23 protein-coding genes, 1 tRNA gene and 1 pseudogene are annotated in these 25,461 nt (G+C 64.9%); 10 read left to right on the top strand and 15 right to left on the bottom strand.

What is annotated here, in order from left to right:
- Positions 1-39 precede the first annotated feature (39 nt).
- Complete coding sequence (locus D3D02_RS14100; protein ID WP_121570631.1) at positions 40-2,169, top strand: methyl-accepting chemotaxis protein; 2,130 nt, start codon at positions 40-42, stop codon at positions 2,167-2,169.
- Between the two features lie 59 nt (positions 2,170-2,228).
- On the opposite strand, the gene D3D02_RS14105 is transcribed toward D3D02_RS14100, so the two are convergent.
- Entirely contained in the window at positions 2,229-3,092 is an 864-nt protein-coding gene (locus tag D3D02_RS14105) for a 2-oxoacid:ferredoxin oxidoreductase subunit beta (protein WP_121570632.1), read from the bottom strand.
- A complete protein-coding gene (locus D3D02_RS14110) occupies positions 3,089-4,843 on the bottom strand; it encodes a 2-oxoacid:acceptor oxidoreductase subunit alpha (RefSeq protein WP_121570633.1) in 1,755 nt (584 codons plus the stop codon). The genes D3D02_RS14105 and D3D02_RS14110 overlap by 4 nt, the downstream gene beginning before the upstream one ends.
- Positions 4,844-5,139: 296 nt before the next feature.
- On the opposite strand from D3D02_RS14110, the gene D3D02_RS14115 reads away from it, so the two are divergent.
- Positions 5,140-5,778 (top strand): FAD-dependent oxidoreductase, encoded by a 639-nt coding sequence (locus D3D02_RS14115; protein WP_121570634.1) that lies wholly within the window; start codon positions 5,140-5,142, stop codon positions 5,776-5,778.
- An 87-nt stretch (positions 5,779-5,865) separates the two neighbouring features.
- Here the strand turns inward: D3D02_RS14115 and D3D02_RS14120 are convergent, their stop codons facing one another.
- The 4 genes from D3D02_RS14120 to D3D02_RS14135 are packed head-to-tail and all read right to left on the bottom strand — an operon-like array spanning position 5,866 to position 10,379.
- Entirely contained in the window at positions 5,866-6,876 is a 1,011-nt protein-coding gene (locus D3D02_RS14120; RefSeq protein WP_255410164.1) for an ABC transporter permease, read from the bottom strand.
- Entirely contained in the window at positions 6,869-7,651 is a 783-nt protein-coding gene (locus D3D02_RS14125) for an ABC transporter ATP-binding protein (protein ID WP_121570635.1), read from the bottom strand. The genes D3D02_RS14120 and D3D02_RS14125 overlap by 8 nt, the downstream gene beginning before the upstream one ends.
- Positions 7,648-9,762 (bottom strand): NosD domain-containing protein, encoded by a 2,115-nt coding sequence (locus tag D3D02_RS14130; RefSeq protein WP_121570636.1) that lies wholly within the window; start codon positions 9,760-9,762, stop codon positions 7,648-7,650. The genes D3D02_RS14125 and D3D02_RS14130 overlap by 4 nt, the downstream gene beginning before the upstream one ends.
- A complete protein-coding gene (locus tag D3D02_RS14135) occupies positions 9,762-10,379 on the bottom strand; it encodes a nitrous oxide reductase accessory protein NosL (RefSeq protein ID WP_121570637.1) in 618 nt (205 codons plus the stop codon). The genes D3D02_RS14130 and D3D02_RS14135 overlap by 1 nt, the downstream gene beginning before the upstream one ends.
- 171 nt (positions 10,380-10,550) lie before the next feature.
- Here D3D02_RS14135 and acs point away from each other — a divergent pair, with 171 nt between their 5' ends.
- Complete coding sequence (acs, locus tag D3D02_RS14140; RefSeq protein WP_121570638.1) at positions 10,551-12,536, top strand: acetate--CoA ligase; 1,986 nt, start codon at positions 10,551-10,553, stop codon at positions 12,534-12,536.
- A 157-nt stretch (positions 12,537-12,693) separates the two neighbouring features.
- Here acs and D3D02_RS14145 read toward each other — a convergent pair whose 3' ends face one another.
- Entirely contained in the window at positions 12,694-13,449 is a 756-nt protein-coding gene (locus D3D02_RS14145) for a GNAT family N-acetyltransferase (protein WP_121570639.1), read from the bottom strand.
- A gap of 149 nt (positions 13,450-13,598) precedes the next feature.
- Between D3D02_RS14145 and D3D02_RS14150 the strand changes: the two genes are divergently transcribed.
- Entirely contained in the window at positions 13,599-14,012 is a 414-nt protein-coding gene (locus D3D02_RS14150) for a hypothetical protein (protein WP_121570640.1), read from the top strand.
- A 34-nt stretch (positions 14,013-14,046) separates the two neighbouring features.
- Here the strand turns inward: D3D02_RS14150 and D3D02_RS14155 are convergent, their stop codons facing one another.
- Entirely contained in the window at positions 14,047-15,072 is a 1,026-nt protein-coding gene (locus tag D3D02_RS14155) for a glycosyltransferase family 4 protein (RefSeq protein WP_121570641.1), read from the bottom strand.
- Between the two features lie 136 nt (positions 15,073-15,208).
- Between D3D02_RS14155 and D3D02_RS14160 the strand changes: the two genes are divergently transcribed.
- The gene (locus D3D02_RS14160; protein ID WP_121570642.1) at positions 15,209-15,877 is read left to right on the top strand and encodes a 2,5-diamino-6-(ribosylamino)-4(3H)-pyrimidinone 5'-phosphate reductase; all 669 of its coding nucleotides are present in this window, start codon (positions 15,209-15,211) and stop codon (positions 15,875-15,877) included.
- A gap of 132 nt (positions 15,878-16,009) precedes the next feature.
- Complete coding sequence (gene trxA / locus D3D02_RS14165) at positions 16,010-16,348, top strand: thioredoxin (protein WP_121570643.1); 339 nt, start codon at positions 16,010-16,012, stop codon at positions 16,346-16,348.
- 130 nt (positions 16,349-16,478) lie between these two features.
- Here the strand turns inward: trxA and D3D02_RS14170 are convergent, their stop codons facing one another.
- A complete protein-coding gene (locus D3D02_RS14170) occupies positions 16,479-16,664 on the bottom strand; it encodes a hypothetical protein (protein WP_121570644.1) in 186 nt (61 codons plus the stop codon).
- Between the two features lie 263 nt (positions 16,665-16,927).
- On the opposite strand from D3D02_RS14170, the gene D3D02_RS14175 reads away from it, so the two are divergent.
- On the top strand, positions 16,928-17,653 hold the full coding sequence (locus tag D3D02_RS14175; protein WP_121570645.1) for a ribosome assembly factor SBDS: 726 nt from the start codon (positions 16,928-16,930) through the stop codon (positions 17,651-17,653).
- Between the two features lie 24 nt (positions 17,654-17,677).
- Here the strand turns inward: D3D02_RS14175 and D3D02_RS14180 are convergent, their stop codons facing one another.
- A complete protein-coding gene (locus D3D02_RS14180) occupies positions 17,678-18,010 on the bottom strand; it encodes an FUN14 domain-containing protein (protein WP_121570646.1) in 333 nt (110 codons plus the stop codon).
- Positions 18,011-18,211: 201 nt separating this feature from the next.
- Between D3D02_RS14180 and D3D02_RS14185 the strand changes: the two genes are divergently transcribed.
- The gene (locus tag D3D02_RS14185) at positions 18,212-18,697 is read left to right on the top strand and encodes an Lrp/AsnC family transcriptional regulator (RefSeq protein WP_121570647.1); all 486 of its coding nucleotides are present in this window, start codon (positions 18,212-18,214) and stop codon (positions 18,695-18,697) included.
- Positions 18,698-18,852: 155 nt separating this feature from the next.
- Here the strand turns inward: D3D02_RS14185 and D3D02_RS14190 are convergent.
- Positions 18,853-18,926: transfer RNA gene (locus D3D02_RS14190), tRNA-Lys, on the bottom strand.
- 186 nt (positions 18,927-19,112) lie between these two features.
- Between D3D02_RS14190 and D3D02_RS14195 the strand changes: the two genes are divergently transcribed.
- Positions 19,113-20,567: a DHH family phosphoesterase gene (locus D3D02_RS14195; RefSeq protein WP_121570648.1), complete on the top strand. Its 1,455-nt coding sequence runs from the start codon at positions 19,113-19,115 to the stop codon at positions 20,565-20,567.
- Between the two features lie 21 nt (positions 20,568-20,588).
- On the opposite strand, the gene D3D02_RS14200 is transcribed toward D3D02_RS14195, so the two are convergent.
- From D3D02_RS14200 to D3D02_RS14210, 3 genes are all read right to left on the bottom strand, one after another.
- The gene (locus D3D02_RS14200) at positions 20,589-21,197 is read right to left on the bottom strand and encodes a class I SAM-dependent methyltransferase (RefSeq protein ID WP_121570649.1); all 609 of its coding nucleotides are present in this window, start codon (positions 21,195-21,197) and stop codon (positions 20,589-20,591) included.
- A gap of 72 nt (positions 21,198-21,269) precedes the next feature.
- A complete protein-coding gene (locus D3D02_RS14205) occupies positions 21,270-22,079 on the bottom strand; it encodes an ABC transporter permease (RefSeq protein WP_121570659.1) in 810 nt (269 codons plus the stop codon).
- Entirely contained in the window at positions 22,076-23,200 is a 1,125-nt protein-coding gene (locus D3D02_RS14210; protein WP_121570650.1) for an ABC transporter ATP-binding protein, read from the bottom strand. Before D3D02_RS14210 ends, D3D02_RS14205 begins: the two co-directional genes overlap by 4 nt.
- Positions 23,201-23,310: 110 nt before the next feature.
- Between D3D02_RS14210 and D3D02_RS14215 the strand changes: the two genes are divergently transcribed.
- The gene (locus D3D02_RS14215; protein ID WP_121570651.1) at positions 23,311-23,736 is read left to right on the top strand and encodes an SRPBCC family protein; all 426 of its coding nucleotides are present in this window, start codon (positions 23,311-23,313) and stop codon (positions 23,734-23,736) included.
- A 743-nt stretch (positions 23,737-24,479) separates the two neighbouring features.
- On the opposite strand, the pseudogene D3D02_RS14220 reads toward D3D02_RS14215, so the two are convergent.
- A pseudogene (locus D3D02_RS14220) lies at positions 24,480-25,340 on the bottom strand (transposase); the annotation flags it as partial.
- Between the last annotated feature and the right edge of the window lie 121 nt (positions 25,341-25,461).

Below are 25,461 nucleotides of genomic sequence, written 5' to 3' on the forward strand. Positions count from 1 at the left end.
CTAGGCTCTTATTGACACGGAAACAGCTGACGACAACGAATGATAACTTCACTTCGCCGTCTCTTCGATCGGTTGACTATCGACCGACTCGACGTCGGTCCGAAGCTCGTCCTCGCGTTCGTGCTCGTGGCAGCGCTCGTCGGAGTCACGGGTTTCGTCGGCTACGGAGCGGTGGGTACGGTAGACGGGGAGGCGCACGTGATCGCCGAGGACGGGGAGAAGATGGACGCCGCCGCGCAGCTCATCATCGCGGTCGAACAGCAGCGCGCCGCGGTCCAGTCCGCACAGCTTGAGGAACCGGGCGCACGCGAGTCGTTCCAGCAGGCGAATCAACGCTTCTCGGAGGCCGCCGCTCGGTTAGAGGATACACACCTAAGCGCGAGCCAACAGGAACAGTTCAGGGAACTCCGATCGAAACACGAGACGTATACCCAACTCGGAGAGGAGTTCTTCGCTGCGCGAGCCGCCGGAAACGCCGGTGTTGCTGCCGACAGAGCGGCCGAGATGGAGGCGCTCCGAACGCAGATGGAAGAGCTAGCCCACGGCATCGAGGCCTCGGCACAGGAGGACTTGGCGGCGCAGGTCGCTGCGGCTGATCAGGTCACCCAGCGAACACAGCTCCAGATTCTCGGGCTCACTGTCGCCGCGTTCGTCTTCGCCGTCGCAATCGGGGTGTTCGTTGCCCGACGGATCAGACGACCTGTTTCGCAACTCTCTGACGCCGCCATTGCAGCCAGTGAAGGCGACCTCGACGCCGATATCGAGGAGCACCCCGAGAACGACGAACTCGGTCGAATGGTCGACGCGTTTCAGACGCTCCAGGAGAACCTCCGCGGCACCGTCGACGAACTCGACTCCGTCAGTCAAAACCTCCAACAAGGAAACTTAGGGCAGGACATCGACACGTCCTATCCCGGAGTCTACGGCGATATTCTGCTGCGGATCGACGATGGGACCGACCAGCTCACCGGGAGTTTCAACGATATCAAGGACGTCAGCGATGCCCTCAGCGATGGCGATCTCGATCAGGAGATCGACACGGACCGTCCCGGTGCGTACGGCACTGTCCTCTCGAATCTCGACGAGGGAGTCGGCCAACTCCGTGCGAACGTCGGCAGCATTCAGCAGATAGCCACTCAAGTAGCAGCATCGAGCGAGGAGGTCTCCAGTAGCGCCGAAGAGATCAAGCAGGCGAGCGAGGAGGTCGCCGGCTCTGTCGAGGAAATCTCGGAGGGCGCCGAGAACCAGAGCGAGAGCCTTCGGGAAGTCTCCGCCGAAATGAATGATATGTCCGCGACGGTCGAAGAGATCGCCTCCTCCGCCGAGGAGGTTGCCGCGACGGCTTCGACCGCCGTCGAGCGGAGCCAGGAGGGGCAGGAGTACGCCGCAGCGGCGACACAGGAGATCACGTCGATCGAAGAGCACGCTGACCAAGCAGCCGCTCGCGTCGACGCGCTCGACGACGAGATGGAAGAGATCGGTGAGATCACCGAACTGATCACCGACATCGCAGAGCAGACGAACCTGCTCGCACTGAACGCCTCGATCGAGGCCGCCCGGGCCGGTGAGGCGGGCGACGGGTTCGCCGTCGTCGCCGAGGAGATCAAAGGCTTAGCGCAGGAAGCAGCGCAGGCGACGAACGAAATCGAAGCCAGCATCTCGGACGTGCAGGCGATGACCGCCGAGACGACAGACGAGATGGAGGCGATGGATCAACAGGTGCAACGCGGCGCCGACACCATCGAGGACGCCATCGAGATGTTCGACGAAATCGCGGCCGCAGTCCAGCAAGCGGAGGGCGGAATCAGAGAGATCAGCGCCGCCACCGACGACCAGGCCGCCTCCTCGGAGGAAGTCGTCGCGATGGCCGACGAGGTGTCGAGTGTGAGCGAGGAGACGGCCGCAGAGGCGAGCAACGTCTCGGCAGCGACCGAAGAACAGGCCGCCTCGCTGTCGGAGGCGACGGACAACATCCAGCACTTGACCCAACTCGCGGAATCCCTCCACGAGCAAGTCTCGGAGTTCGAGATCGGTGACACCGCGGACATCGACGAGTCAGTCGCGTCGGAGACGGACGCCGGAACGGTCCCGGCACCAACCGGCACGGGCGGTGCGGCCGCAGCAGCGCAGACCGATGGTGGCGACCACACGGCTGGCTTCTCCCAGTAGCGACCCACCACCCACGAGTACGTGCCGTCGAAAAAATCAGACGCGGTAGCGCGCTTCGTTCAGTAGAACTCGCGGACGAGGTCCATCGCGCCCTCGGGAGCACCCTCGTCGATCTCGGACATATTCTCGTCGAGACCGTGCTTCTGGTCGTACGGCACGGATGATTCGTCCTGCCAGATGACGCCTTGGTACTCCTTGTCGGCGTCGAGGATCTTCTCTTTGGCGGCGTCGTAATCCGTGCGGTCGTGGCCCTCCTCGGCGACGTCGACGAGGCTGTCGCGGAAGTAATCGTAGGTGTCGACGTCGTTGAACGTCACGCAGGGGCTGAAGACGTTGACGAAGCCGAAGCCGTCGTGCTCGATGGCCTCCTGGACGATCTCGGCGTGTCGCTGGGCGTCAGTCGAGAACGACTGCGCGATGAACGTCGCGCCCGCAGCGAGCGCGAGCGCGAGCGGATTGACCGGGGGCTGCTGGGGGCCTTCCGGCGTCGTCGACGTCTCGAAGTCCTCGCGCGAGGTCGGCGAGGCCTGGCCCTTGGTGAGGCCGTAGATGCGGTTGTCCATCACGACGTACGTCATATCGACGTTACGTCGGACGGCGTGGACGAAGTGGCCCGCGCCGATGGAGTAGCCGTCGCCGTCGCCGCCGGCGACCATCACTTCGAGGTCGGGATTGGCGAGTTTGACGCCCGTGCCGACCGGGAGCGCGCGCCCGTGCACGCCGTGGAGCGCGTACGAGTGCATATACGTCCCGATCTTGCCGGAACAGCCGATCCCGGCGACGACGAAGGTGTTGTCGGGATCGTTGCCCGTGTTCGCGAGCGCCTTCATCATCCCGTTCATCGTCCCGAAGTCGCCGCAGCCGGGACACCACGTCGGTTGCTTGTCAGATTTGAAGTCCGTGAATCGAACGTCCGAGCTCATTGGTCTGCCTCCTGTAGGGCCGCTTTGATGTCTGCTGCGAGTTCGTCGGCCTTGAATCGCACGCCGTCGTACTTGTTCACGCGGTCGACCCGCGAGAGCGTGTCGTGTTCGACGACGTCGGCGAACTGGCCGGTGGCGTTACACTCGACGACGACGACGTTCTCCGCCGACTCGACTTCCTCGGTGAGGTCCGGTCGCGGGAACAGATACGGGACCGAGAGGAACCGCACGTCGACGTCCTCCGCTTCGAGGAAGTCGATCGCTTCGGTCATCGCGCCCTCGTTCGATCCCCACGAGATGACGAGGTTCTCCGAGTCCGGGTTGCCGAACTCACGCGGCGTCCAGTCTTCTTCCTCGCGCGCGGTCTCGACCTTCCGGGTGCGCTTGTCGACCTGCTCGACGCGCATCTCGGTGTCTTCGGTCCGTCGCCCGAGCTCGTCGTGTTCGAGACCCGTCGACATATGGGCGCCCTCGGCCGTGCCGGGGAACGCGCGCGGCGAGACGCCGTCGTCGGTGATCGCGTGCGGCTGGAACTGGCCCTTCTCGTTTTGCCACTCGTCGATCGTCTCCTCGTCGACGACCTTGCCGCGCTCGATCTCGACTTCGTCCATATCGAACGCTTCCGGCGGGAATGTCTGCTCGGTCACGGCCATCGCGAGGTCCGCGGCGATGTAGACCGGCGTCTGGTACTTTTCGGCGAGGTTGAACGCCTCGACGGTCTTCCAGAAACACTCCGAGATCGACGTCGGGCCGAGGACGAACCGCGGAATCTCGCCGTGGCCGCCGTACAGCATCATATTCAGATCGCCCTGTTCCTGCTTGGTCGGCATCCCCGTCGAGGGACCCGAGCGCATCACGTCGACGATGACGAGCGGCGTCTCGCTCGTGGCGACGAGGCCGAACGTCTCGGCCATCAGGTCGATCCCGGGACCCGACGTCGCCGTCATCGAGCGCGCGCCCGCTCGGGCCGCGCCGAGTGCGATGTTGATCGCCGAGAGTTCGTCTTCGGCCTGCACCACGTGGCCGCCGAACTGCTCGATTCGGCCCGTGAGGTACTCCATCACGTCCGTCGCAGGCGTGATCGGGTAGCCGGCGTAGAACTTACAGCCCGCGGCGATGGCACCCATCCCGATGGCTTCGTCTCCGTTGAGCAGGACGTAATCGGCGTCGGTCGTTTCGAGTTCGTAGTCGAACTCGTGGTCGTACTCCTCGGCGACGTAGTCGCGACCCTTCCGGGCCGCCTCTTTGTTGTTGTCGACGAGGGCCTGACCCTTCGAGCCGAACCGTTTCTCTAAGGCGCTGTCGAGGTTCTCGATCGGGAAGTCCGACACCTCACACGCTGCACCGAGGGCGACGACGTTGCGCATAATGGCACCGCCGGCCTCCTCGGCCAGCCGCTTGAGAGGGACGTCCAGTCCGATCATCCCCTCGGGGATCTCGACGTTCTCCATCGTCGTTCGGTCGCCGTCGTAAATGATGACCGAACCCTCGTGGAGTTCGTCGAGGTTTTCCTCGATCGTGCGCGGGGTCAGTGCGATGAGCACGTCGAGGCGGTCGACGACACTTTGCACGGGGTCCACGGCGGTCCGCACCTTGTACGCCGTGTAGCCGCCACGGATCCGGGACGCGAAGTCCTTCGACGTGAATACGTGTCGCCCGGCCCGGGAAAGTGCCTGGGCGAAGATTTTCCCCGTCGAGTCGATGCCATCGCCGGCTTCGCCGCCGATGGCCCAGTTGAAGTCCGCAGGCATGTGGCTAAGGGGTTCCCTTGGATCTAAGAAAAGCCTTCTGAAAAGCATTGAAAAAAGGGGCGATTTGTCAGCCCCGAAAGTTTACGAACAAACGAGTATACTCCGAATACCGAACATACTGAGAAGCGAGTAGCAAATATTGCGCGAGTAATTGACCGTTCGTCCACAAGCAATTTCGAACGCGTGACGGGGAAGGGGCGGACCGACCGATCGGGAGTTCCGGAGCTTTCGATCCGGGTGTGCTCTATCGGCGCCGGAAGGCAAAGTCCTTCTCACCGGACGAAGAACGTGGGCGTATGGACGCGACAGTCGCCGTCGGCGCCGTCCGAGACGTCGGACCGCAGACGGTCGCACTCGAGTTGGAGTCTCCGGACGGATTCGACGCCGAGCCTGGACAGTTCATCAAACTCGCCGCCACTGTGGAGGGCGAGGAGTACGCGCGCTTCTATACGCTCTCCTCGCCGGGCGTCGACGACACCTTCGAGGTCACCGTCGGCGTCGATCCCGAGGAGGCCGGCCCGTTCAGCCAGTTCCTGCTCGACCTCGAAGTGGGAGACGAACTCGACATCTCCGGGCCGTTCGGACAGAGCTACTACGAAGGAGAATCGCGCGTCGTCGTGCTCGCGGGCGGGCCGGGCGTCGGGCCCGCGGTCGGCATCGCCGAGGCCGCTGTCGACGACGGCAACGAGGCCGCGATCGTATACCAGACAGACGCGCCCGCGCACGGGAACCGCCTCGACGCACTCCGGGAGGCGGGGGCGTCTGTCGTCGTCGTCGACGGCGCGATCGACGAGGAGGTCGCCGCCGCAGTCACCGGCGCCGACGACGAGCAGGTGTTCGTCTACGGCTTCGCGGCGTTCGTCGAGGACGCGACGGCCGCGCTCGACGTCGCCGGCATCGATCCCGACGACGCGAAAGTCGAAAACTTCGGCTGAGGACGGTCGTACTGTCGAACAGACGCCCGTGAAGCAGTGCGGCACCGGGGGGAGCCGAGCATCTTCACATCGGTCTGTCCGACAGTATCAGGATTCGATTTCTTCGACGGCGGGCCAGACCCGCCAGACGGCGACCGCGAGACTGCCGACCAGCCACACGAGCAGACCGACAGTGTTCAAAAGCGGGTCGCCTGCATTCACTTCCGCGCCGCCGACGACACCGACCGCCGTCGAGAGCACCAACCCGCGGAAGGCGCTGTTCGGGCTCAGCGCCAGGAGCGCCGTGAGGCCGCTCTCGGGGAGCACGCCGCTCGCGAGGCCGGCCACCAGCGCGGTGTCGATGCCGAGAACGAGCGCGAGCGCCAGCGCGGCGGCGAGGGCGAACGCCGTCCGGACGGTTCGCGCCGCGGCCGAGATCGCGATCGTCGCGGCGAGCACGACGAGCGTGAAGACGGCCGCGAGGACGACGAACCGAACGTAGCGGACGCCCGAGTCGGCCGCGGCGTTGATCGCCAGGAACGTCGGGATGTCCGCCGTGAGGAACGGGACGAACAGCCCCACGACGAACAGCGTGGCGACCACGACGCCGACGAGCGCGAGCGCGCGCCCCAGATAGACCCCGCCGACGTAGGAGACCCGGCGCACGTCGTACGTCCGGAGGACGTCCAACTCGCCGGTCTGGCGGTCGCCGAGGATCGGTCGGTAGCCGAACGCGACTGCGAGCAGCGGGACGAGCACCTCGACGAACGTCAGCAGATCGAGCGTCAGCGGGACGAACCCGCCGCCACCGCCCGTTCCGGCCCACGCGACGCCGACGACGCTCAGCGTGAACGCCGCCGAGAGCGCGAGGAGCGCGGGCGTCCGGGCGATCGTCCGAAGTTCGCGCGTCGCGACGACGAAGAGGTTCGTTCGGAGGCGGGCGAACCCGCTCTGTCTGGATTCCGCGCTCGCTTCATCGCCCTCGTCGGTCGTCGCTTCGGGCTGTTCGTCTTCCACTGCGGCCTCGCTCGCGGACGCGTCGACCTGCCCGTTGCCCGCGGCCGTCGACCCGTCCGCCGGCCGCGCGTCGGCGCTCTCGTCAGCGTTCGACTCACTCACCGCCCGACACCTCCTGTGCGCTCTGTCCCTCGTCGATGCCGGCTCTAACGGTCGATTCGCCCGCCTGCGCGCGGACGATCCGGAGGAACGCCTCCGAGAGCGACGCCGCCTCGGTGTCTTCGAGGAGTTCTTCGGGGGATCCGCTCGCGACGAAGCCGCCGTCGTCGAGAATGTAGACGGTTTCAGCGTGGGCCTCGACCGCCGGGAGTTCGTGCGACGCCACGACGACGGCGGTGCCCTCTGCGGCGAGTTCGCCGACGACCTCGAACAGCCGCTCGACCATCGCCGGGTCGAGGCCGCTCCCGGGTTCGTCGAGGATCAACACCGCGGGATCACCGAGCACGGCCTGTCCGAGCCCGAGTAATCGGGTCATTCCACCCGAGAGCGATCCGACCGCGCGATCCGCGACGTCTCCGAGGCCGACCCGGTCGAGCGTCGCCGCGACGTCCTCGTCGTCGACGCCCTCGAGGAGTTCCGCGTAGAATTCGAGGGTGTCGCGCGCGCTGAATCCCTCGCGGAACGCGGGCTGCTGTGGGAGATAGCCGACGCTGCGTGCGCCACCGGCGCGGCGTGGCACCGTGACCGAGCCGTCGGTGGGCGGACTGACGCCGGCGAGGATCTGCAGGAGCGTCGACTTCCCGGAGCCGTTCGGGCCGACGAGGGCGACGACCTCGCCGCGCTCGACCGTCAGCGAGACGCCCGAGAGGACGTCGACGTCGCCGAACGACTGTTCGACGCCCGTCGACTGGAGCGCCGCGGGTCTGTCGTCGCTCACGCTGTCGCCTCCGGGGCTGTCGCGCGCCGATTCGGTTCTGCGCCGATCCGCCGGTCGTCGACTGGTCTCGTCATCATCGTCTCCTCGGTAGTCGCGTTGTCGTTCGTGGACCGTTCCTCCGCGAGGAATCCCTCGGTATCGACCGCCCGCGCGGCGGCGATCGTCTCGGGGTGGAACGGCTCCGTCCGGGCGTGCGTGTCGACGACGCCGGACTGTCTGAGCCCCGAGACGGCGTCCTGGACGCGACGGAGCGTCGCGACCGCGGGCGACTGCGCCAACGCGGTCGCGCCCGAGACTGTCCCGATTCGTGAATCGACCGACCCGGACGGGCGGTACGGGCGGTCGTAGATACCGTCGTCGTTCCCGTCGGGGATCGGCAGTGCGCCCCAGTGGTTGCCCACCCCGCTGTGTGACCAGGTGCGGAGCGGTCCGATGGTGGACTCCACCGTCTGTTCGTTGTCGACGAAGTCGTTTCTGAGCACCCAGTTCGACGGGAGGATGTCGCTCGCGCGCACGCCGATCTCGTTGCCGATGACGACGTTCTCGGCGAACGTGTTGCGGTCGCCGGCGACCTGGAGCCCGCGCTCGTTGTCGACGACGACGTTTCGCGCGTAGTAGGAGTCGCCGCCGGCGGGGACGATGCCGTACGTGCTCTGTCGGACGTCGTTGCCCACGATGATGTTGTCCGTCGGGCGAGTCATCACGATGACGCCGGCCTGCGCGTTCCGGACCGTGTTGTTCGCCACCAGCGACTCGGAGGTGTACATCTCGTGGACGCCGTAGCGACCGGGATCGGCGCGGTTGTCCCGGACGACGCTCCCGTCCGCGCGGTGGGTGTAGACGCCGTCGCGGCCGTCGATGAACACCGAGTCCTGGACGACGCTCCGCGCGCCGATGAGCACGACGCCCATAAAGCCCTCGCGGGCCGTCGGAGCGCCGCGAACCGTCAGATTCGTCAGCGCGGAGTCGGGGCTCTCCCGGACGATGACACCGCTCGCGGAGGTGTCGATTTCGACGCTCGCGACCGAAGCGCCGGCCGCCCCGTCGAGGACGATCGCCGCGTCGCCGTAGCCGTACGCCAACTGCACCGTCGTATCCCAGTCGACCGAGCCGTTCCGGAAGTCGCGGCCGCGGCTCCCGACGTCGCCGACGCCGGTGACGCGCAGGTCGCGGACGGCCGAGCCGTCGCCCTTCAGAAAGACGACGCTGCGGTTTCCGTCACCGTTGATGACCGTCTCGGGTCCCGCGCCCGCGAGCGTGACGGACTTGTTCACGACCACGTCGTCGACGTCGTACGTTCCCGGCGGGAGGTAGACGGTCGTGTTCGGCGGTGCAGCGGCGATGGCGTCGGCGATCGTCGCCGCGGTAGCGACGTCGCCTGTGGCCGAGGCGTCTACCGCAGAGCCGTCCGTGGCGGAGCTATCCGCGTCGACGACGACGCTCCGCGGTCGATCGCGGCGCTCGGCGGTCTCTGTGACGGTCTCGTTCGCCCACTCGTGTCGGGCGTCGATCGACGCCTCGAACCGATCGAGCCGGGACGGCAGCGGGTCGCCGACGCGGGATTGAAGGGCCGCCCAGTCGACGACGTCGCCGCCGTACTGCTCGGCGAACTGCTCGGCGTCGCTGCGCTCGGAGAACGGCAGTATCACCGATCCGGACGGGATCGCCGCCTCGCTCCCGACGACGAAGTACGCGGATTCGGCGGGCGTCCAGCCCACGGCGCGGCCGCGCTCGGGAACGACGTACCCCTCATCGGTCAGATTGGGTGTGATGTCCGAGAAGTCCGAGACGTAGACCGCGAGCGGATCACCGAACTGCCGCTGGGCGCTCGCGTCGCCGAGTTCGCTGACGACGGTCTCGACGCCGACGTAGCCGACGACGTAGCGGTAGCCCGAGTAGAACACCTGCGCCCGCGGGAGGGCGAACCCCTCCGCCTCCGCGCGGCGTGTGTCGACGCCCGTCCCGCCCATACTCACAGTGTCGTCGAAGTCGACCGGGCGGAGCGTTTCGCCGCTCGCCGGCGTCAGGGCGAACGAGAGACTCGCGAGGACGAGCGTGAGGGTCACGGCGGCCGTCACCCACTTCGTCCCCGTCGACGACAGGATCGCCATCACATTCCGAGGCCGGCGACGACTTCGGGGGTGACTCCGTCGTGGGTCGTGAGCGACCCGCCGTGCTCGGACTGGAACGACTCGGCGTCCTCCCGGTTCGAGAAAGCGATCAGGTCACGGCCCATCGTTCCTTTCACCTCGGAGTCGACGACGTAGGTCACGTCGGTCGCCGAGACGAACGTCGACGCCTCGAAGTGTCGCGTGATGAGGATGTCGCCGCCGTCCTCGTAGGTCTCGTAGTCCACCGACGAGTAGTCGGTGACGTAGAACGCGACGTCCTCCCAGCCGCTGCCGTCCTTCTCGAACTCGTACTGGTAGGCCTCCCAGGTACTGTCGAAACGGGCCGGGTTCTCGTGGCCGTTCGGCTGTTGGTCCTTGTAGAAGATCTCGGCAGACGGTCCCGGATGTTGGCGAATCACCATCCCACAGACCTCACAGGTCGCCGTCTCGGGGATCGTGACTGCGGCCGGCGGCTCTGTGTTCCCGTCACCGCCGCCACCGAGACAGCCGGTCAACGAGACGGTCGCGGCCCCCGCACTCGCGAGCAGGAGACGGCGACGACCGACCGACGTCCCGTCGGCCTGCCCGTCGACTCCCGAGGGTTGCTCCTCACACATAGACCAAGCTACGCGACCGCGTAATAAAAGACTCTGGGCGATTCCAGGCTTTTGAGAGCAGATAGGTAGTGGCTCCCCTCCGAGACACATCGCCGCAGTAGTTCGGTTTCGACGTCTCGCTGACTGGGTCGCACAGATTTATCACCCGGTATTCGAAAACTGTGAGTGAATATGACTGACAACGGCGACGGAGACGGGGACCTCGAAGCGCGACTGGTCGAACAGGAGAGCTTCGAGCCCACAGAAGAGTTCGTATCGCAGGCGAACGTTTCGGATCCGGACATCTACGAGGAGTTCGAGGAGAACTGGCCGCACAGTTGGCGTCGCGCGGCCGACCTCCTCGACTGGGACCGAGAGTACAGCGAGATCCTCGACGACTCGAACGAGCCCTTCTACGAGTGGTTCCCGGACGGCACGCTGAACGTCTCCTACAACTGCGTCGACCGGCACGTCGAGAACGGCGACAAGAACCGCGTCGCCATCAAGTGGGAAGGCGAACACGGCGACACGCGGACCTACACCTATCAGGACCTCTACCGCGAGGTCAACGAGTTCGCGGCTTCCCTCCGCGACCTCGGCGTCGAGGAGGACGACGTCGTCACCCTCTATATGCCGATGGTGCCGGAACTGCCGATCGCGATGCTGGCGTGCGCGCGGATCGGCGCGCCGCACTCGGTCGTCTTCGCCGGCTTCTCGGCGGACGCGCTCGCGACGCGGATGAACTCCGCGGACTCTCGCTATCTCGTCACCTGCGACGGCTACTACCGCCGCGGCGACGCCCTCGATCACCTCCAGAAGGCCAACGAGGGCTTAGCGGGCGTCGACCACGGGGTCGACGCGACGGTCGTCGTCGACCGCCTCGGCGACGACGGCTTCGACCACGACCTGAAGGGCAACCAATACGCCTGGGAGGACCTGATGGCCGACCACCAGGGCGACCGCGTCGACCCTGTCGAGCGGAGCGCCGAGGATATGTTGTTCCTGATGTACACCTCGGGAACGACGGGCCAGCCGAAGGGCGTGAAACACACGACCGGCGGCTATCTCGCCTACACGGCGTGGACCTCCCACGCCGTCCTCGACCTCGAACCCGAGGACACCTACTGGTGCTCGGCCGACATCGGCTGGATCACGGGCCACTCCTACATCGTCTACGGGCCGCTCGCGCTCGGGACGACGACCGTGATGTACGAGGGGACGCCGGACTTCCCCGAGCGCGACCGCCTCTGGGAGATCATCGAGAAGTACGCCGTCGACGTGTTCTACACCGCGCCGACGGCGATTCGCGCGTTTATGAAGTGGGGCTCGCAGTTCCCCGAGCAACACGACCTCTCCAGTCTGCGTCTCCTGGGGACGGTCGGCGAGCCGATCAACCCCCGCGCCTGGAAGTGGTACTACCAGCACATCGGCGACGAGGAGTGCCCGATCGTCGACACGTGGTGGCAGACCGAGACCGGCGGGATGATGGTCACGACCCTTCCGGGCGTCTGTACGATGAAACCCGGTTCTGCGGGGCCGCCGCTGCCGGGCATCGACGCGCGCGTCGTCGACACCAACGGCGACGAGGTCGAGTCCGGCCGTGCTGGCTATCTCACCGTCGACAAGCCGTGGCCCGGAATGCTTCGGACGCTGTACAACAACGACGAGCGGTTCATCGAGGAGTACTGGGCGGAGTACTCCGACCCCGACGCCGACGAGTGGGTGTACTTCCCGGAAGACGGTGCGAAGATCGACGAAGACGGCTACATCACGATCCTCGGCCGCGTCGACGACGTGATCAACGTCTCCGGGCATCGGCTCGGCACGATGGAGATCGAATCCGCCATCGTTGGCGTCGAGGGCGTTGCCGAGGCCGCAGTCGTCGGCGGCGAACACGAGGTGAAAGGCGAGGCCGTCTACGCGTACGTGATTCTCGAAGACGGTTACGACGGCGACGACGAGATGCGCGAGCGCATCGTCGAGGGCGTCGAGGACGCCATCGGCCCGATCGCGCGCCCCCAGCAGGTGGTCTTCACGCCGGAACTCCCGAAGACCCGCTCGGGGAAGATTATGCGTCGCCTGCTCGAAGAGATCGCGAACGAGGAGGAACTCGGCGATACGACGACGCTCCGCAACCCGGAGATCGTCAAAGAGATCCAGGCCAAAGTCGAGCGATAAGCGGAGCAAAGCGCCCCGCGCCCCGATTCCTCTCTCGGATGCGGCCGAGTCACGGGCCGGCGTAGACGCCGTCAGCGTACAGCTAGCGGCGCGAGCGTTTTCCTGGTGTGTTCAGCACTGCGTACCGCGAGGGAACTCACCGTCGAAAAAGGTGGGGCTACAGATACGCGGCGTCCCAGCGGACAGGCTTGCGGCGGTTCCCACACTCGTTACACTCCAAGCGCTCCATCGTGTCGATCGCGACGTCGAAGCTCTCGTCGGCCCCGCACATCCACCCGTAGCGCTCGGTCTGTGCGTCGTCGAGGTAGACGGCGAAGAAGGGCGACTCGGAGCCGCGTACCGACTCGTCGTAGGCGACGTGGACGGTCCGATCGCCGACCTGCTTTTCGACGAGGCCGCTCGGCGCGGGTTCCTCCTCGTCGAGGAACGTCGTGAAGACCCGCTCGGTGAACGATTCGCCGTGGATGTCTACGGTCCGCTCGCCGACCTCGGTAAAGCCCTGTTCGTCGTAGAAGGAGACGCCCTCTCGGTTCTCGGTGAGGACGCGGCCTTCGAGTCGGTCGACGCCGGCGTCGACGAGCTCCTGCTCGAGACGCGCCAGGAGTTGTGAGCCGATGCCCTCACCGCGGTGGTCCGGGACGACGTGGAGCCAGTCTAGGTAGCCGACGGTCTCGCGACCGTCCGAAATCTCGCTCTGGGCGAACCCGACGACAGTGCCGTTGTCGAGCGCGAGGACGAACACCTCGGCGTCGTCGGTCAGCGACTCTCGCAGTCGCTCGGGGCTGTACCACTCGTCGACGGCAGCCGTGATCGTTTCCTCGTCGATCGCGTGCCCGTAAGAGGCGGTCAGCGATTCCGTTGCGACCCGTCGGATGTCGTCGACGTCTTCCGTCGTTGCGTCACGGACGTCCATACCCCTTATTCGTCGTCCCCCTACTTGACCTTCGGGGGCCACATATACTGGCCGGTGTATATAACCGGGGGTTCGATGTGACCACCGAACGCGCGCAGGACTCTGCGCTACGGCAGAAATATAAGTACAATGCTGTCACTCTAGTCATTATGGCTACAGACGGGCGCGACGAGGACGGGAGCCCCGAACCCGACGGCGGAAGCAGCGGCGCAGACGAGCAAGTCAACTTCGCCGTGAACATCGAGGGCGGCGAGACCGTCATCACGATGCGCGGCGACCGCGACACCGCCGTCGTCGTCCGCTCGGCGTCGGGCGAGCGGATCTACCTGCCGCCGGAGGACTTCGAGCGCGACGCGGTCCGACGGGATGGCAGCCCCTACCAGTCCGCACCGGACGACAGTCCGTACCGGGGGACGCGAGACAGCCCGTATCAGGGGATCCAGAGCGACAGTCCGTATCAGGCGGCCAGACAGAGCCTGCCGAGCGAGGGTCTCGTTCCCACTGCGGAGGGATACCGCATCCGACACCCCGAGCCCGTGACAGACGTACGGCTCCTTCGGTAGGACCGCAAAAACAGCACCGGCGCCTCCGATCGTCTCAGACGATCTCCTCGTAGAACGCGATGGTCTCTTCGACGACTTCGTCCCAGGTGATCGGATCGTACGTCGGCGCACCGTCGAGTTCGAGACCGCGCTCGATCCCGTCTGCGAGCGACTCCGATTCGGGCTCGACCTCGACGACGCACTCCTCGGAGAGTACCTCGTTGACGCCGCTCTCGGTCGCAACCACGCGCGTCCCGGCCGAGAGCGCCTCGGTGATCGTGATCCCGAACGGCTCGGCGAGCGACGGCGAGACGAACAGATCCGCAGACGCGTAGTAGTCGCCCAGTTCCGCCTCGGGCACGTAGCCGACCCACTCGATCTGGTCGTCGACGCCGAGCAGTTCCGCGAATCGCTTGAGCTGTGCCGTGAGATGCCCCGAACCGCCCATCACGAGCGTCACGTCGTCTCGACGGAGCTTCTCTAAGGCGTACACGAGGTGGGCGATCCCCTTCTGGTCGGTGTGACGACCGACGAAGAAGAGCATCTCGCCGTCGATTCCGAGTTCGGCTTTGAAGTCCCGCCCGGTCGTCTCACACTCGGAGAACCCGTTGTAGATGACCCGGCACTCGCCGCCGTACTGTTCGCGAACGTCGCCGGCAGTGAGTTCGCTGACGGCGATGAGGTGATCCGCGCGCTCGGCGAGTCGGCGCTCGGTCTCGACCTCTCGCTTCGGTGGATCGAGGTTCCGGTCGGTCGACAGCGAGTGGAAGGTCGTGACCCACTCGACGTCCGCGTCCGACTTCGCGCGCGACCCGGGGCCGTAGCCGAACCAATCGTGTGTATGGACGATGTCTGCGTCCTGTGCGCGCTCGGCGAACGTCGAACTCATCCGCCCCACGCGCGTGATGATGTCGCCGTCGCCGGTCGGCACGCCGACGATTCCTGCTCTGTCTTTGGGGGCGTACTCGGACGGAAGAACGAGTTCGACGTCGAGACCGCGCGCTCGCATTCCGTCGAACAACTCCCCGACGTGGGTGTCGAGTCCGCCGCTCACGTTCGGCGGAAACCCCCAGCCCAGCATCAGCACTTTCGGCGACATCTTGCTAGGAGTGACCACGCTCGCGCACATAAGTCCTGTCCGTGCTGCGTCTCGGGGGGCGCGGAGTCGACCGAATCGCAACCGAAATTCGCTTGCCGCGGGGGACCGAGCGGTCGGTATGCACGTCGTCGTCAACGCCGCGACGAGCGCGGACGGGAAACTCTCGACGCGTCGTCGCGAACAGGTGCGGATCAGCGGCTCCGAAGACTTCGCCCGCGTCGATCGGCTCCGCGCCGACAGCGACGCCGTTCTCGTCGGCATCGGAACGGTTCTCGCCGACGACCCACACCTCACGCTCGACGACGCGGCGCTGCGAGACGAGCGAGCAGCGCGTGGCGACGACCCCAACCCCGCCCGCGTCGTCGTCGACTCCAGCGGACGGATCCCACTCGATGCGCGGATCCTCGACGATGCGGCGACGACGTACGTCCTCCTCTCGGCGGACGCGACCCCCGAGCGCCGGGACGCGATTGCGGCGGCCGGCGCGGAGGTCGTCGTCGCCGGCGACGAGCGCGTGTCGCTTCCGGAGGCGCTCGATACGCTCGGTGACCGCGGCGTCGCAGATCTGATGGTGGAAGGCGGCGGCGAGATCATCTACTCGCTCTTCGCGGCTGACCTCGTCGACGAACTCTCGGTGTACGTCGGCTCGCTCGTCCTCGGCGGGCGTGAGGCGCCGACGCTCGTCGACGGTCCCGGATTCGTCGAGGACGTTCCGAAGCTGTCGCTCGAAGACGTCCGGCGCGTCGACGACGGCGTCCTGCTCAGCTACGAGGTACTCGGCCGGTGACTATCGGTCGTTTATCCGCTGCGTTCGCCGCCGTTGTATGTCGACGGCGCCGATACCGACGCTCTCGACGGTCGTGCGAGGCGGGCCCCAATCCTCGAAATAGGTAAAGGGCTGCCCCCAGTAGAGCGTGGTATGAGTTCGCCAGAATCGACCGGCGCGCCGATCCACGTCGAGAGCGCGGAACACTTCCAAGAACTTCTCGCCGAACACGAGATCGTCCTCGTCGACTACCACGCAGAGTGGTGTGGGCCGTGCAAGATGCTCGAACCCACAGTAGCGGAGATCGCCGAGGAGACCGACGCGACCGTCCTGAAAGTCGACATCGACGAACTGCAGGGCCTCGCGCGCGACGCCGGCGTCCGATCGGTTCCGACGCTCGAGTTCTACAAGAACGGCGAGCAGGCCGAGCGCGTCATCGGCGTCCAAGAGAAGAGCGACCTCGTCGGCGTCATCGAACAGCTGTCGAACTGAGCGCAGCAGTCGCGGCGGTCTGACGTCCGCTTGTAACCGCTTCGACGCCTCACGTCGACTCCTCTTCGAGTATCTCCCACGAGCCGATGGCTCACGCGCCCCCGAGAAAGTGCGGGAGACAGCCCGCACGTCACGTCGCGTCGGGCGCCCGCAGCGCGGCGACGTCGACGTCGTGATCGGTCACCGACCGGTGCTCCGAAAATAGCTTTTCGGCCTCGGCCGCCCGCTCCGTGAGGTGTTCGGTCGGACAGTCGTGACAGACCACGTGATAGACCCGGTCTCCGGGATCCGCGTCGGAATCGACAGCGCGGCTCATACCTGTTCTGTCGCGAGAAGTGGTGATAGCTAATCGTCGATTATCGAAGGCGGCCGTTCGAGAAAACGCGCCTTAATGCGGGAAGTACACGACTACCGTCCCGACGCCGCTGTCTGCCCGCGGTTCCGAGCCCTCGGTTGTGGAGAGTCGAATTCACTGGATTGGACCCGAATCCGCGGGACGGCACGCGAGTCCCACATCCGAACGGCGATCACACGACGCCGCGGGGAGGGCTTTTTACTTCGGAGCAAGTAGGGAGCGGTATGATCTCACTTGACGAAGCCGTGACGGCGCGACTCGAATCGCACGGCGAGCGGTTCGAGGTACTCATCGACCCCGACGCCGCTCTCGCCATCAAACGAGACGAATTCGAGGGCGACTTAGAAGATGTCATCGCCGCCGAGGACGTCTTCGAGGACGCCTCGCGAGGTGACAGACCGGCAGAGAAAGATCTAGAGACCGTGTTCGGAACCACAGACCCTCTCGAAATCATCCCCGAGGTCGTCCGCGAAGGGGAGATCCAGATCACCGCCGAGCAGCGGCGCGAGATGCAGGAACAGAAGCGAAAGCAACTCATCAACCGCATCGCGCGCAACGCCGTGAACCCGCAGATGGACAACGCGCCGCACCCGCCCGAGCGCATCGAGCGCGCCCTCGAAGAGGCCGGCTTCCGCGTCGATCCGATGGAGCGCGTGGAGTCACAGGTCGACGACGCCCTCGACGCCCTCCGGCCGGTCATCCCGATTCGCTTCGACGAGGTGACCGTCGCGGTACAGGTCCCGGCCAACTACGCCGGCAAGACCCAGGCACAGGTCCGCGAGTACGGGGACCTCGAACGCGAGGAGTGGCAGCCGGACGGCTCGTGGGTCGGCGTCGTCACCTTCCCAGCCGGGATGCAGAACGACTTCTACGACCTCGTCAACGAGATGACCTCGGGCGAGGCGGAGACGCGCATTATCAAAGACAAAGACGAACTCAGCACGCGGTAGCGATGCGGTAGCGACGGAGCCGAACTATCCCTTCTTGAATCCGACCAGGAAGCCGCCGGTGAAGCCAGCCGAGACCGACAGCGTCGAGAGAATCGTCGAGATCCAGTCCGGCGGCGTCCCGTTGGCGGCGCTCTGGGTCGTCTCGACGAACCCGGACGTGAGCCGCTCCCAGTCGACCGAGAGGATCCCGCGGGATTCGAGGAACTTGAAGAGCGCCAGTTCCAGACCGACGATCACGGCGATGATCTTGGCGACTTTCTTCGCCGCGAAGCCGATGATGCCGCCGATCACCGCGCCGCTCCCGAACTCCAAGCCGAGCTGCGTCGGGTCCAGCGACAGTTGTAACGAATCGAGCATACCGAAACTCTCCCGCCGCAGTATAAGTCGTTTGTGGGGATCGCGTGCCGATATCGGCCGACTGTCCGGGCTATTTTCCTCCGGTCAGAGAATGACGAGACGGGAGACACCCCTCTCGTGAGTCCACATTTTCGTGGAATGTCAGGCAATCGAGGCGGAAGTTACAAAGAATCCGGGTCGAAATGGGGACCTATCGGAATTATGGACGAACGCGACATTCGCCTCCTGAAAGCCATCTCTGATCTCGGGACCGGGAGCCCGGAGCGACTCCACGAGGAGACCGACATTCCCGTCTCGACGATCCACTATCGGCTGAACAATCTCCGCGAGGCGGGCATCATCGAGAACGATCTGTACGACATCGACCTGGAGAAAGTCGGACTCGGCGTCACGGTTCTCGTCGAGTTACTCACCGATTACCACGGGTCACACCACGATTTCGAGGACAAGATCCTCGCCGTCGAGGGGGTCTCGCAGGCGTACTTCACGATGGGCGAGACCGACTTCGTGGTCGTCGCACACCTCCCCGACCGCGAGATGGTCGAGCGCCTCATCACCGACCTCGAAACGATCGAGGAGGTCCGCCGGACGAACTCGACGTTCGTCGTCTCGACGCTCCGACACAGCACGCGGGCGCTGCAGAACTACGACTTGGAGACGCTACTCACCGAACTCGCAGACGAGTGAGAGCGTTGATCTACGGGTGTAGAGACAGGAGAGGCGGGCCGGGCGTGATCTGAACGCACGGTGAGGTGCTCGCTTCGTTGCGTGTGACCTCCCTGCAATTTTCCTCCCAACAGATCAGATGCGCGCCACTCGCGGAGTTGCTCGCGGCGAGAATACGGGCCGGACGCGATTTGAACGCGCGACCGTCTGATTAAGAGTCAGACGCTCTGCCGGACTGAGCTACCGGCCCACTGCATCCCTGAGTTCTGGTGGCGCAATTATATGTGTTTCCTTTCGGCCGACGGTCGGGAGTGACTCTCACGACCCGATTGAACTGACTCCGATCCGGACGCTCCGGCGTCGCCTCCCCGAGTGCCGCACCGCTGCTCACCAAACGAGTGCTGTTAAGTGGCGTCCGACCGGAGTTGGCGTCAGAATGAGCGCCGGGGTCACTATCTCGTCGATGTCCACCTACGCCATCCTCGGGTGCGGGAGCGTTGGCTACGCGGTGGCCGAAGAACTCGCCGAGGAGGGCAAAGACGTCCTCATCCTCGACAAAGACGAGAGCCGCGTCGAATCCCTCCGTGATCAGGATCTGAACGCACAACAGACGAACATCGCCGATCCCGACGTCGCCGACGCGGTCGCCGATCGAGACGTCGTCCTCATCCTCGCCTCCGACGTCGAGGCGAACAAAGCGGCGGTCTCGGCGATCCGCGAGCGCAACGGCGATCAGTTCATCGTCGTGCGCGCGTCGGACCCCGTCTCCGAAGACGAACTCGCTGAACTGGGCGCAGACGTCGTGATCAACCCCTCGGAGGTCATCGCGGACTCGGCGCTGCGGTCGCTCGAATCGGGCGAACTCGAATACAAGGCCCGACAGCTCGCCGAAGTGCTCGAAGGCGCGACGGAAGGGCTCGCGGTCCTCACGCACGACAATCCGGACCCGGATTCGATCGCCTCGGCGGTGGCGCTGCAGGCGATCGCCCGCGAGCACGGCGTCGACGCCGTGATCAACTACGACGGCGAGATCGGCCACCAGGAGAACCGCGCGTTCGTGAATCTGCTTGGGATCGAACTCGTCCCGCTCTCGGAGGGCAAGCCCCTCTCGGAGTACGGGGCCGTCGCGCTGGTCGACCACATGAAGTCGGGCGACCCCGACCTCGACGTCGACGTCGACATCTTTATCGACCACTACGAGCCCGACGAAGACATCGAGGCGGAGTTCACCGACGTCCGCCCCAACGTCTCCTCGACGTCGACGATCCTCACGAAGTACCTCCAGGAGTTCGACCTCTCGCCCAGCGAGGCGGTCGCGACCGCGCTGCTCTACGGCATCCGCTCGGAGACGCTGGATTTCAAGCGCGAGACGACCCCCGCAGATCTCACGGCCGCGGCGTACCTCTATCCCTTCGCCAACCACGACACGCTCGAACAGGTCGAGTCGCCCTCGATGTCGCCGGAGACGCTCGACGTCCTCGCAGAGGCCATCCAGAACCGCGAGGTCCAGGGGAGTCATCTTGTCTCGAACGCCGGCTTCATCCGCGACCGCGACGCGCTCGGGCAGGCCGCACAACATCTCTTGAAGCTCGAAGGCATCACGACGACCGCCGTCTTCGGCATCGCGGACGACCGCATTTTCCTCTCTGCGCGCTCGAAGGACATCCGGATGAACATCGGGAAGATCCTGCAGGACGCCTTCGCCGGCATCGGCGAAACGGGCGGACACTCCACGCAGGGCGACGTCGAGATCCCGCTGGGAATCTTCACCGGCATCGAGACGAGCGACGACAACCGCGATACGCTCTTGCAACTGACCGAAGAAGCCGTCCGGAAGAAACTGTTTCAGGCGATGGGCGTCGACAGTTCCGAGAGCGGCAACGGTAGCTGAAACGCTTCTCTTTTTTCGGCTTCAGGCGCCGTCAGTGGCCCGTTCTGCGAACACGAACTCCGCGTCGCTCCCCAGCGGATCGCTCACGATCTCGGTTCGGAGATTCCCGAAGCCGGCGTCCCGCAGTTGTGAGAGCGTGGCGTCGCGGCCGGGCGCCGAGAACAACATTCGACCGCCCATCCAGCCCCGACGCACCGTCTCGAAGCGACCGCGCGGCAGCGTCATCAACAGACGGCCGCCGGGACGCAATACCCGCGCGAACTCCCGGTACACGTCCGGGTGCGCCGCTCGCGGGACGTGGAAGACGGCGTGATACGCGGTGATCGCGTCGACGCTGTCGTCCCTTACTGGGAAGTCCCGCATCTCCGCCTGGAGAAGGTGGCTCTCCGGCACGTTCTCTCGGGCGAGTTCGAGGCCACGCCGGGAGATGTCGAGGCCGATGCTGCCTGGCGGGAGATTCGCGAGTGTCCGTGCGCCGTCGCCACAGCCGACGTCGAGGACAGTCGGGTCCGGTCCCAACTCGTCTCGGAGCCGCCCGAGTAAGTCGGCGTCTGAACCGCTCGGATCGCGCCGCTCGGCGTACGTCTCCGAAATATCCTCCCACGCCCGCCGGATCGCGTTTCGGTCCATCTTACTCTAGGAAGGCAGCGAGCCGCATAGGCGCGTCGGCCGGTTGGCCGGTCGGCGGCGGGCGCTCTCCGCTCAATAATCTCCGAGAACACCCAGGCGTCGGGCTCTGCGGGTCGCATACTGGAAGACCAGGTACCCGAAGCCGAGATAGCCGACGGCCGTCGCGAGGAGGAGCGCCAACTCGAAGGCGCTGAACTCCCAGAGTCGCGTCCCGTCGAGCATCGCGCGTTGGAGGAGGCCGCTGCCGTGCGCCAACGGGAGGAGGCTGAGCCACGGGACGTCCAGCGACGGCGCCGAGATCAGGACGACGAAGCCGAACTGTAGCAGATTGAGCCAGCTTCCGATCTGCTTGTACAGCAGCGTCACGCCGCCCGCCGCGAACCCGAGTCCGAGCACCGACGTGATGGTGAGCGTGGCGACGACGACGATGGTGAACAGATTGAGCTGGAGCGTCGTGCCGGTCATACCGAGCATCACGACGAGGATCACCGTCGACGTGAGGAACGTCCGGACGATCTTGGCGATCCCCTTCAGCATCGCGACGGGCGCGAACCCGAACGGCGTCATCACGTGCCGTTCCAGCGTCCCCCACTGGACTTCGCTGCCGATGTCGTTCGAGATTGACGAGTAGGCGCCGACCGAGAGCGTCCAGAGGAAGTAGCCGACCACGATTCCCTCGATCGAGTCAGTCAGCGCTCGGCCCGCGACCATCCGCCCGCCGTAGAACAACACGCCGAAGAAGAACAGGGCGATGACGACGCCGCCGATCGCGTTGGCGGGGTACCGAACGAACAGGATGGCCTCGCGGTAGAGGACGGCCCGCGCGAGGTGGAAGTACCCGGCCGGCTTCGGTCCCTGCCCCGCCCGTTGACCGGAACTCATCGCTGTTCCCCCCATCGCTGTGTCTCCGTCTCTTCCTCGCGGTCGCTGGTCAGGTCGACGAACACGTCTTCGAGGTCCGGATCGACCGCAGTGAGGCGATCGATCCGCACGCCCTGCTGTTCGAGCCGCGCCATCAGCGCGTACAGTCCGTCGCTGTCGGTCGTCACGTCGACGCGCGCGCCGGGACGACGCTCGAAGCGCTCGACGCCGGTCACGTCGAACGCTGCGCGGAGCTCCGCCAGGAGGTCGGCGTCGAAATCGCCGCTCGCGATCCGGACGCCGTGTCGCTCGCCGCGACCGAGGAGCGCGTCGACGCTGTCGTCGGCGACGATCCGCCCGCCGGACATAATCAGGACCCGATCGCAGACCGTCTCGACGACGTCCATATCGTGACTGCTGAGGATCACCGTCAGTCCTCGGTCCTCGGCGAGCCGCCGGAGCTCACGCTGGAGCGTCCGCGAACTCTCGACGTCGAGGCCGAGCGTCGGCTCGTCCAGAAAGATCACGTCGGCGTCGCCCGCCAGCGTACTCGCGAGCGACACCTTCTGCTTCATCCCGCGGGAGAGATTCCGGACCGCGACGTCGACTTTGTCCGCCAACTCCAGGCGTTCGAGCAGCCGCTCGTGGCGGTCGGCCACGGAGTCGGGGTCGATGCCGCCGATGGTCGCGAAGTACCGGAGATTCTCGCGGACGGTCAGGCGCCAGTAGTCGTTTCGCGCGCCTTCGAGCATCGCGTCGACGTGCCCGTACGCCGCCCGTGGGCGGTCCGCTACGTCTACACCGCAGATCCGGACCGAGCCCTCGTCCGGGAGCACCATCCCCAGGATGGACTTGATGAGCGTCGTCTTGCCGGCCCCGTTGGGGCCGAGGAGTCCGACGACCGAGCCCGGTTCGATCTCGAACGAGACCGAATCCACCACCGTGATGGCGTCGGAGCCCGTTCCGAACTGCTTCGAGAGTCCCTGGACGGCGACAGCGACGTCGGTGTCGTCGCCGGACCGCCTGCTCCCGTTCGCCTCGGCTCCGACGTCTGCACTGTCGGCCGTCGACCGCTCGGATTCCGGCCCGGTGGTGACGCTGCCGACGCCCGCCGCCCGCCCGTCTCCTCCATCCGCATCCATTGTCGTCTGGAAGGCGCGGAACTACAAAAGCTACAGCCGGTTCGCACCCCGTTGGGTCCCCCCGGCGAATCCGCCACCGTCGTTTAGTGACTGCCGACCTACCTGTCGGTATGAGAGCTGTCGCAGAGGCCGTGATCGACCGACCACGAGAGGCGGTCTTCGAGTATATGGACGTGCCCGAGAACCAAGCGCGCATCTCCCCGCGACTGTCGCGCGTCGAAACCCTCGGCGTGCTCGATAACGGCGGGAAGCGAGCGCGCTACACCTATCGTCTCGGCTTCCCGTTCCGTGGCGAAGTGCGCGGCGTCGTCCACGAACCACCGGAGCGGATCGTCTTCGAGCTGTCGGGCGACATCGAGGGACGCCTCCAGTGGACGTTCGAGACTGTCGACGATCGGACGCTCGTCACCTACGCCGCCGATTACGACCTCGGATTGCCACCGATTCTCGACCGCGTGCTCGGTCCGATCGCCGCCCGATACAACCGACGCGAACTCGAACGGACGCTGGCGAATCTCGACGAGCAGCTACAGTAGCGTTTGCAACTGAGTACACACCCGACCGCACGCGGTCGTGCGATCGGGTGAGTGAAGACTTGCAAACACTACTACGTCCGCACCGATCGACGCCTGACCTCTGAACCGTTCTCGACAACGCACACTCTCAAGTAGTCGGGTTCACGGTCACAGTCGGAGTCGAGCGCGACTCATCGGCGGCACACCGAGACGTGATTGCAGAAAGACGTCTACCGCTTCGACCGCGATCTCGACGACGCGGCCGGATTGCTCTCGTTACGTTCGAGACTCAGGGTGTCATAGAAGAGTTGGCACGCCCGTATGGGATTCGCTCAGTGCAGATGAACGCTGTATCACATCGGAGCATCATCTACTCAGCATCTGTCAGGAATCCTTTACTGAATATAGAAATTACAGTCAGCAGGCTCTGTTGAAATCCTCCAGCGTTGACATTGCGGAGAGAGACGCTTTTACCCGGATTACACGGTTCCAGTGGTAAACTGCCTTTTCAACAACGCCAGACTGCAAGAGGGTTTCAACAAAGCCAGTCAGCACAGTATCGAGATTTTCTTTTTTCAAAGGACTATGAGATACACAGGTTTAGACATTCTACCCCCTACAGAAGAAATCTGGCCGCAAGAAGACCGATAGTCATTATTAAAATTATTGTATAACATAAAATCTTAGACTTATCTGACGGCCTAAACCAGTTACTGGGTCTTCTAAACTTGTCTGCCCTCTCTGAGCGTGTCATAGAAACCATCTCATAGCATCTCACAACCCGGACCGTTCCCTCGCTCGTAGTTGGTGATGGCAACGACGAGTCGCAGGCAGAGCGCAAGGAACACTTCTGTTCGTGCGTGGACGCGGCCTCGGGCACGTCCGCGCCCGAGGCCGCAGTCCTTGACCGCGTCGTTGGTTCGTTCGACCCCTGTCCGGTGGTTGTACGTCTCCTCCAAGATGGATTGTTTCAGCTGAACGTCCTCACTGTGTCCCTCGATCCGGTCTTCAACTCTGTACTCGATGTCTTTCGGGTCGTCAGTGTTTCGCGGATTGTACGGAACGATTGGCACGACCCCTGCAGCCAGCAGGTGGTCGTGCCAATCGAGGATGTCATAGGCGGTGTCTCCAAGCATCCAAATCGGCTTGGCGACGGCGAGCGCGTCACGCGTGACGCGCATCGCCGTCTCTTGATCCGCTTGTTTGGTCTGTGTGAATTCAGCCGCTATCGGGATCTTTGCGCCGGTTGAGACAATCGTACAGCCGAAGCCGTAGTAGTACTCCTCGGCTGTTGGATCGTAGTTCCACGAGGCAGCGTCGTTGTATTGGATCGCTTCGACGTGGGTCGAGTCGATAGAATACGTGGAGTCGAGCAGGCCGCGGGCGGCGGCCTGCTCGACGAGCCTGTCGAAGATATCGTCAACAACGTGTTCGAGGTCGGTGAGAAAGCGGTCAACGGTGTCTCTGGATGGCGGTTTGTCGAGTCCGCAGTAGTACCAGACGAGACCGTTCTGAAGTTCCCGTGTAACTGGACGTGTGCCGTAGACATCCTCGTAGTAGCAGTGCAGAAAGCCACGAAAGAGATCTGGTGGCGAGTGGACTCGTGTTCGCCCCCGCTTGAGTGGTCAGCATAACTTCTGAACATTTGGGAGGAACGTCTCGATCCAGTCAGCGGCGAAACTCACACGATGGCTTAGCCTGAGGAATGTCTCGGTGAGGAATTCTCTAAAGTGGTCTTTGTCCTCG

The sequence above is a fragment of the Halobellus sp. Atlit-38R genome, assembly GCF_003665925.1.
In the GTDB taxonomy this organism is placed as follows: domain Archaea; phylum Halobacteriota; class Halobacteria; order Halobacteriales; family Haloferacaceae; genus Haloquadratum; species Haloquadratum inordinatus.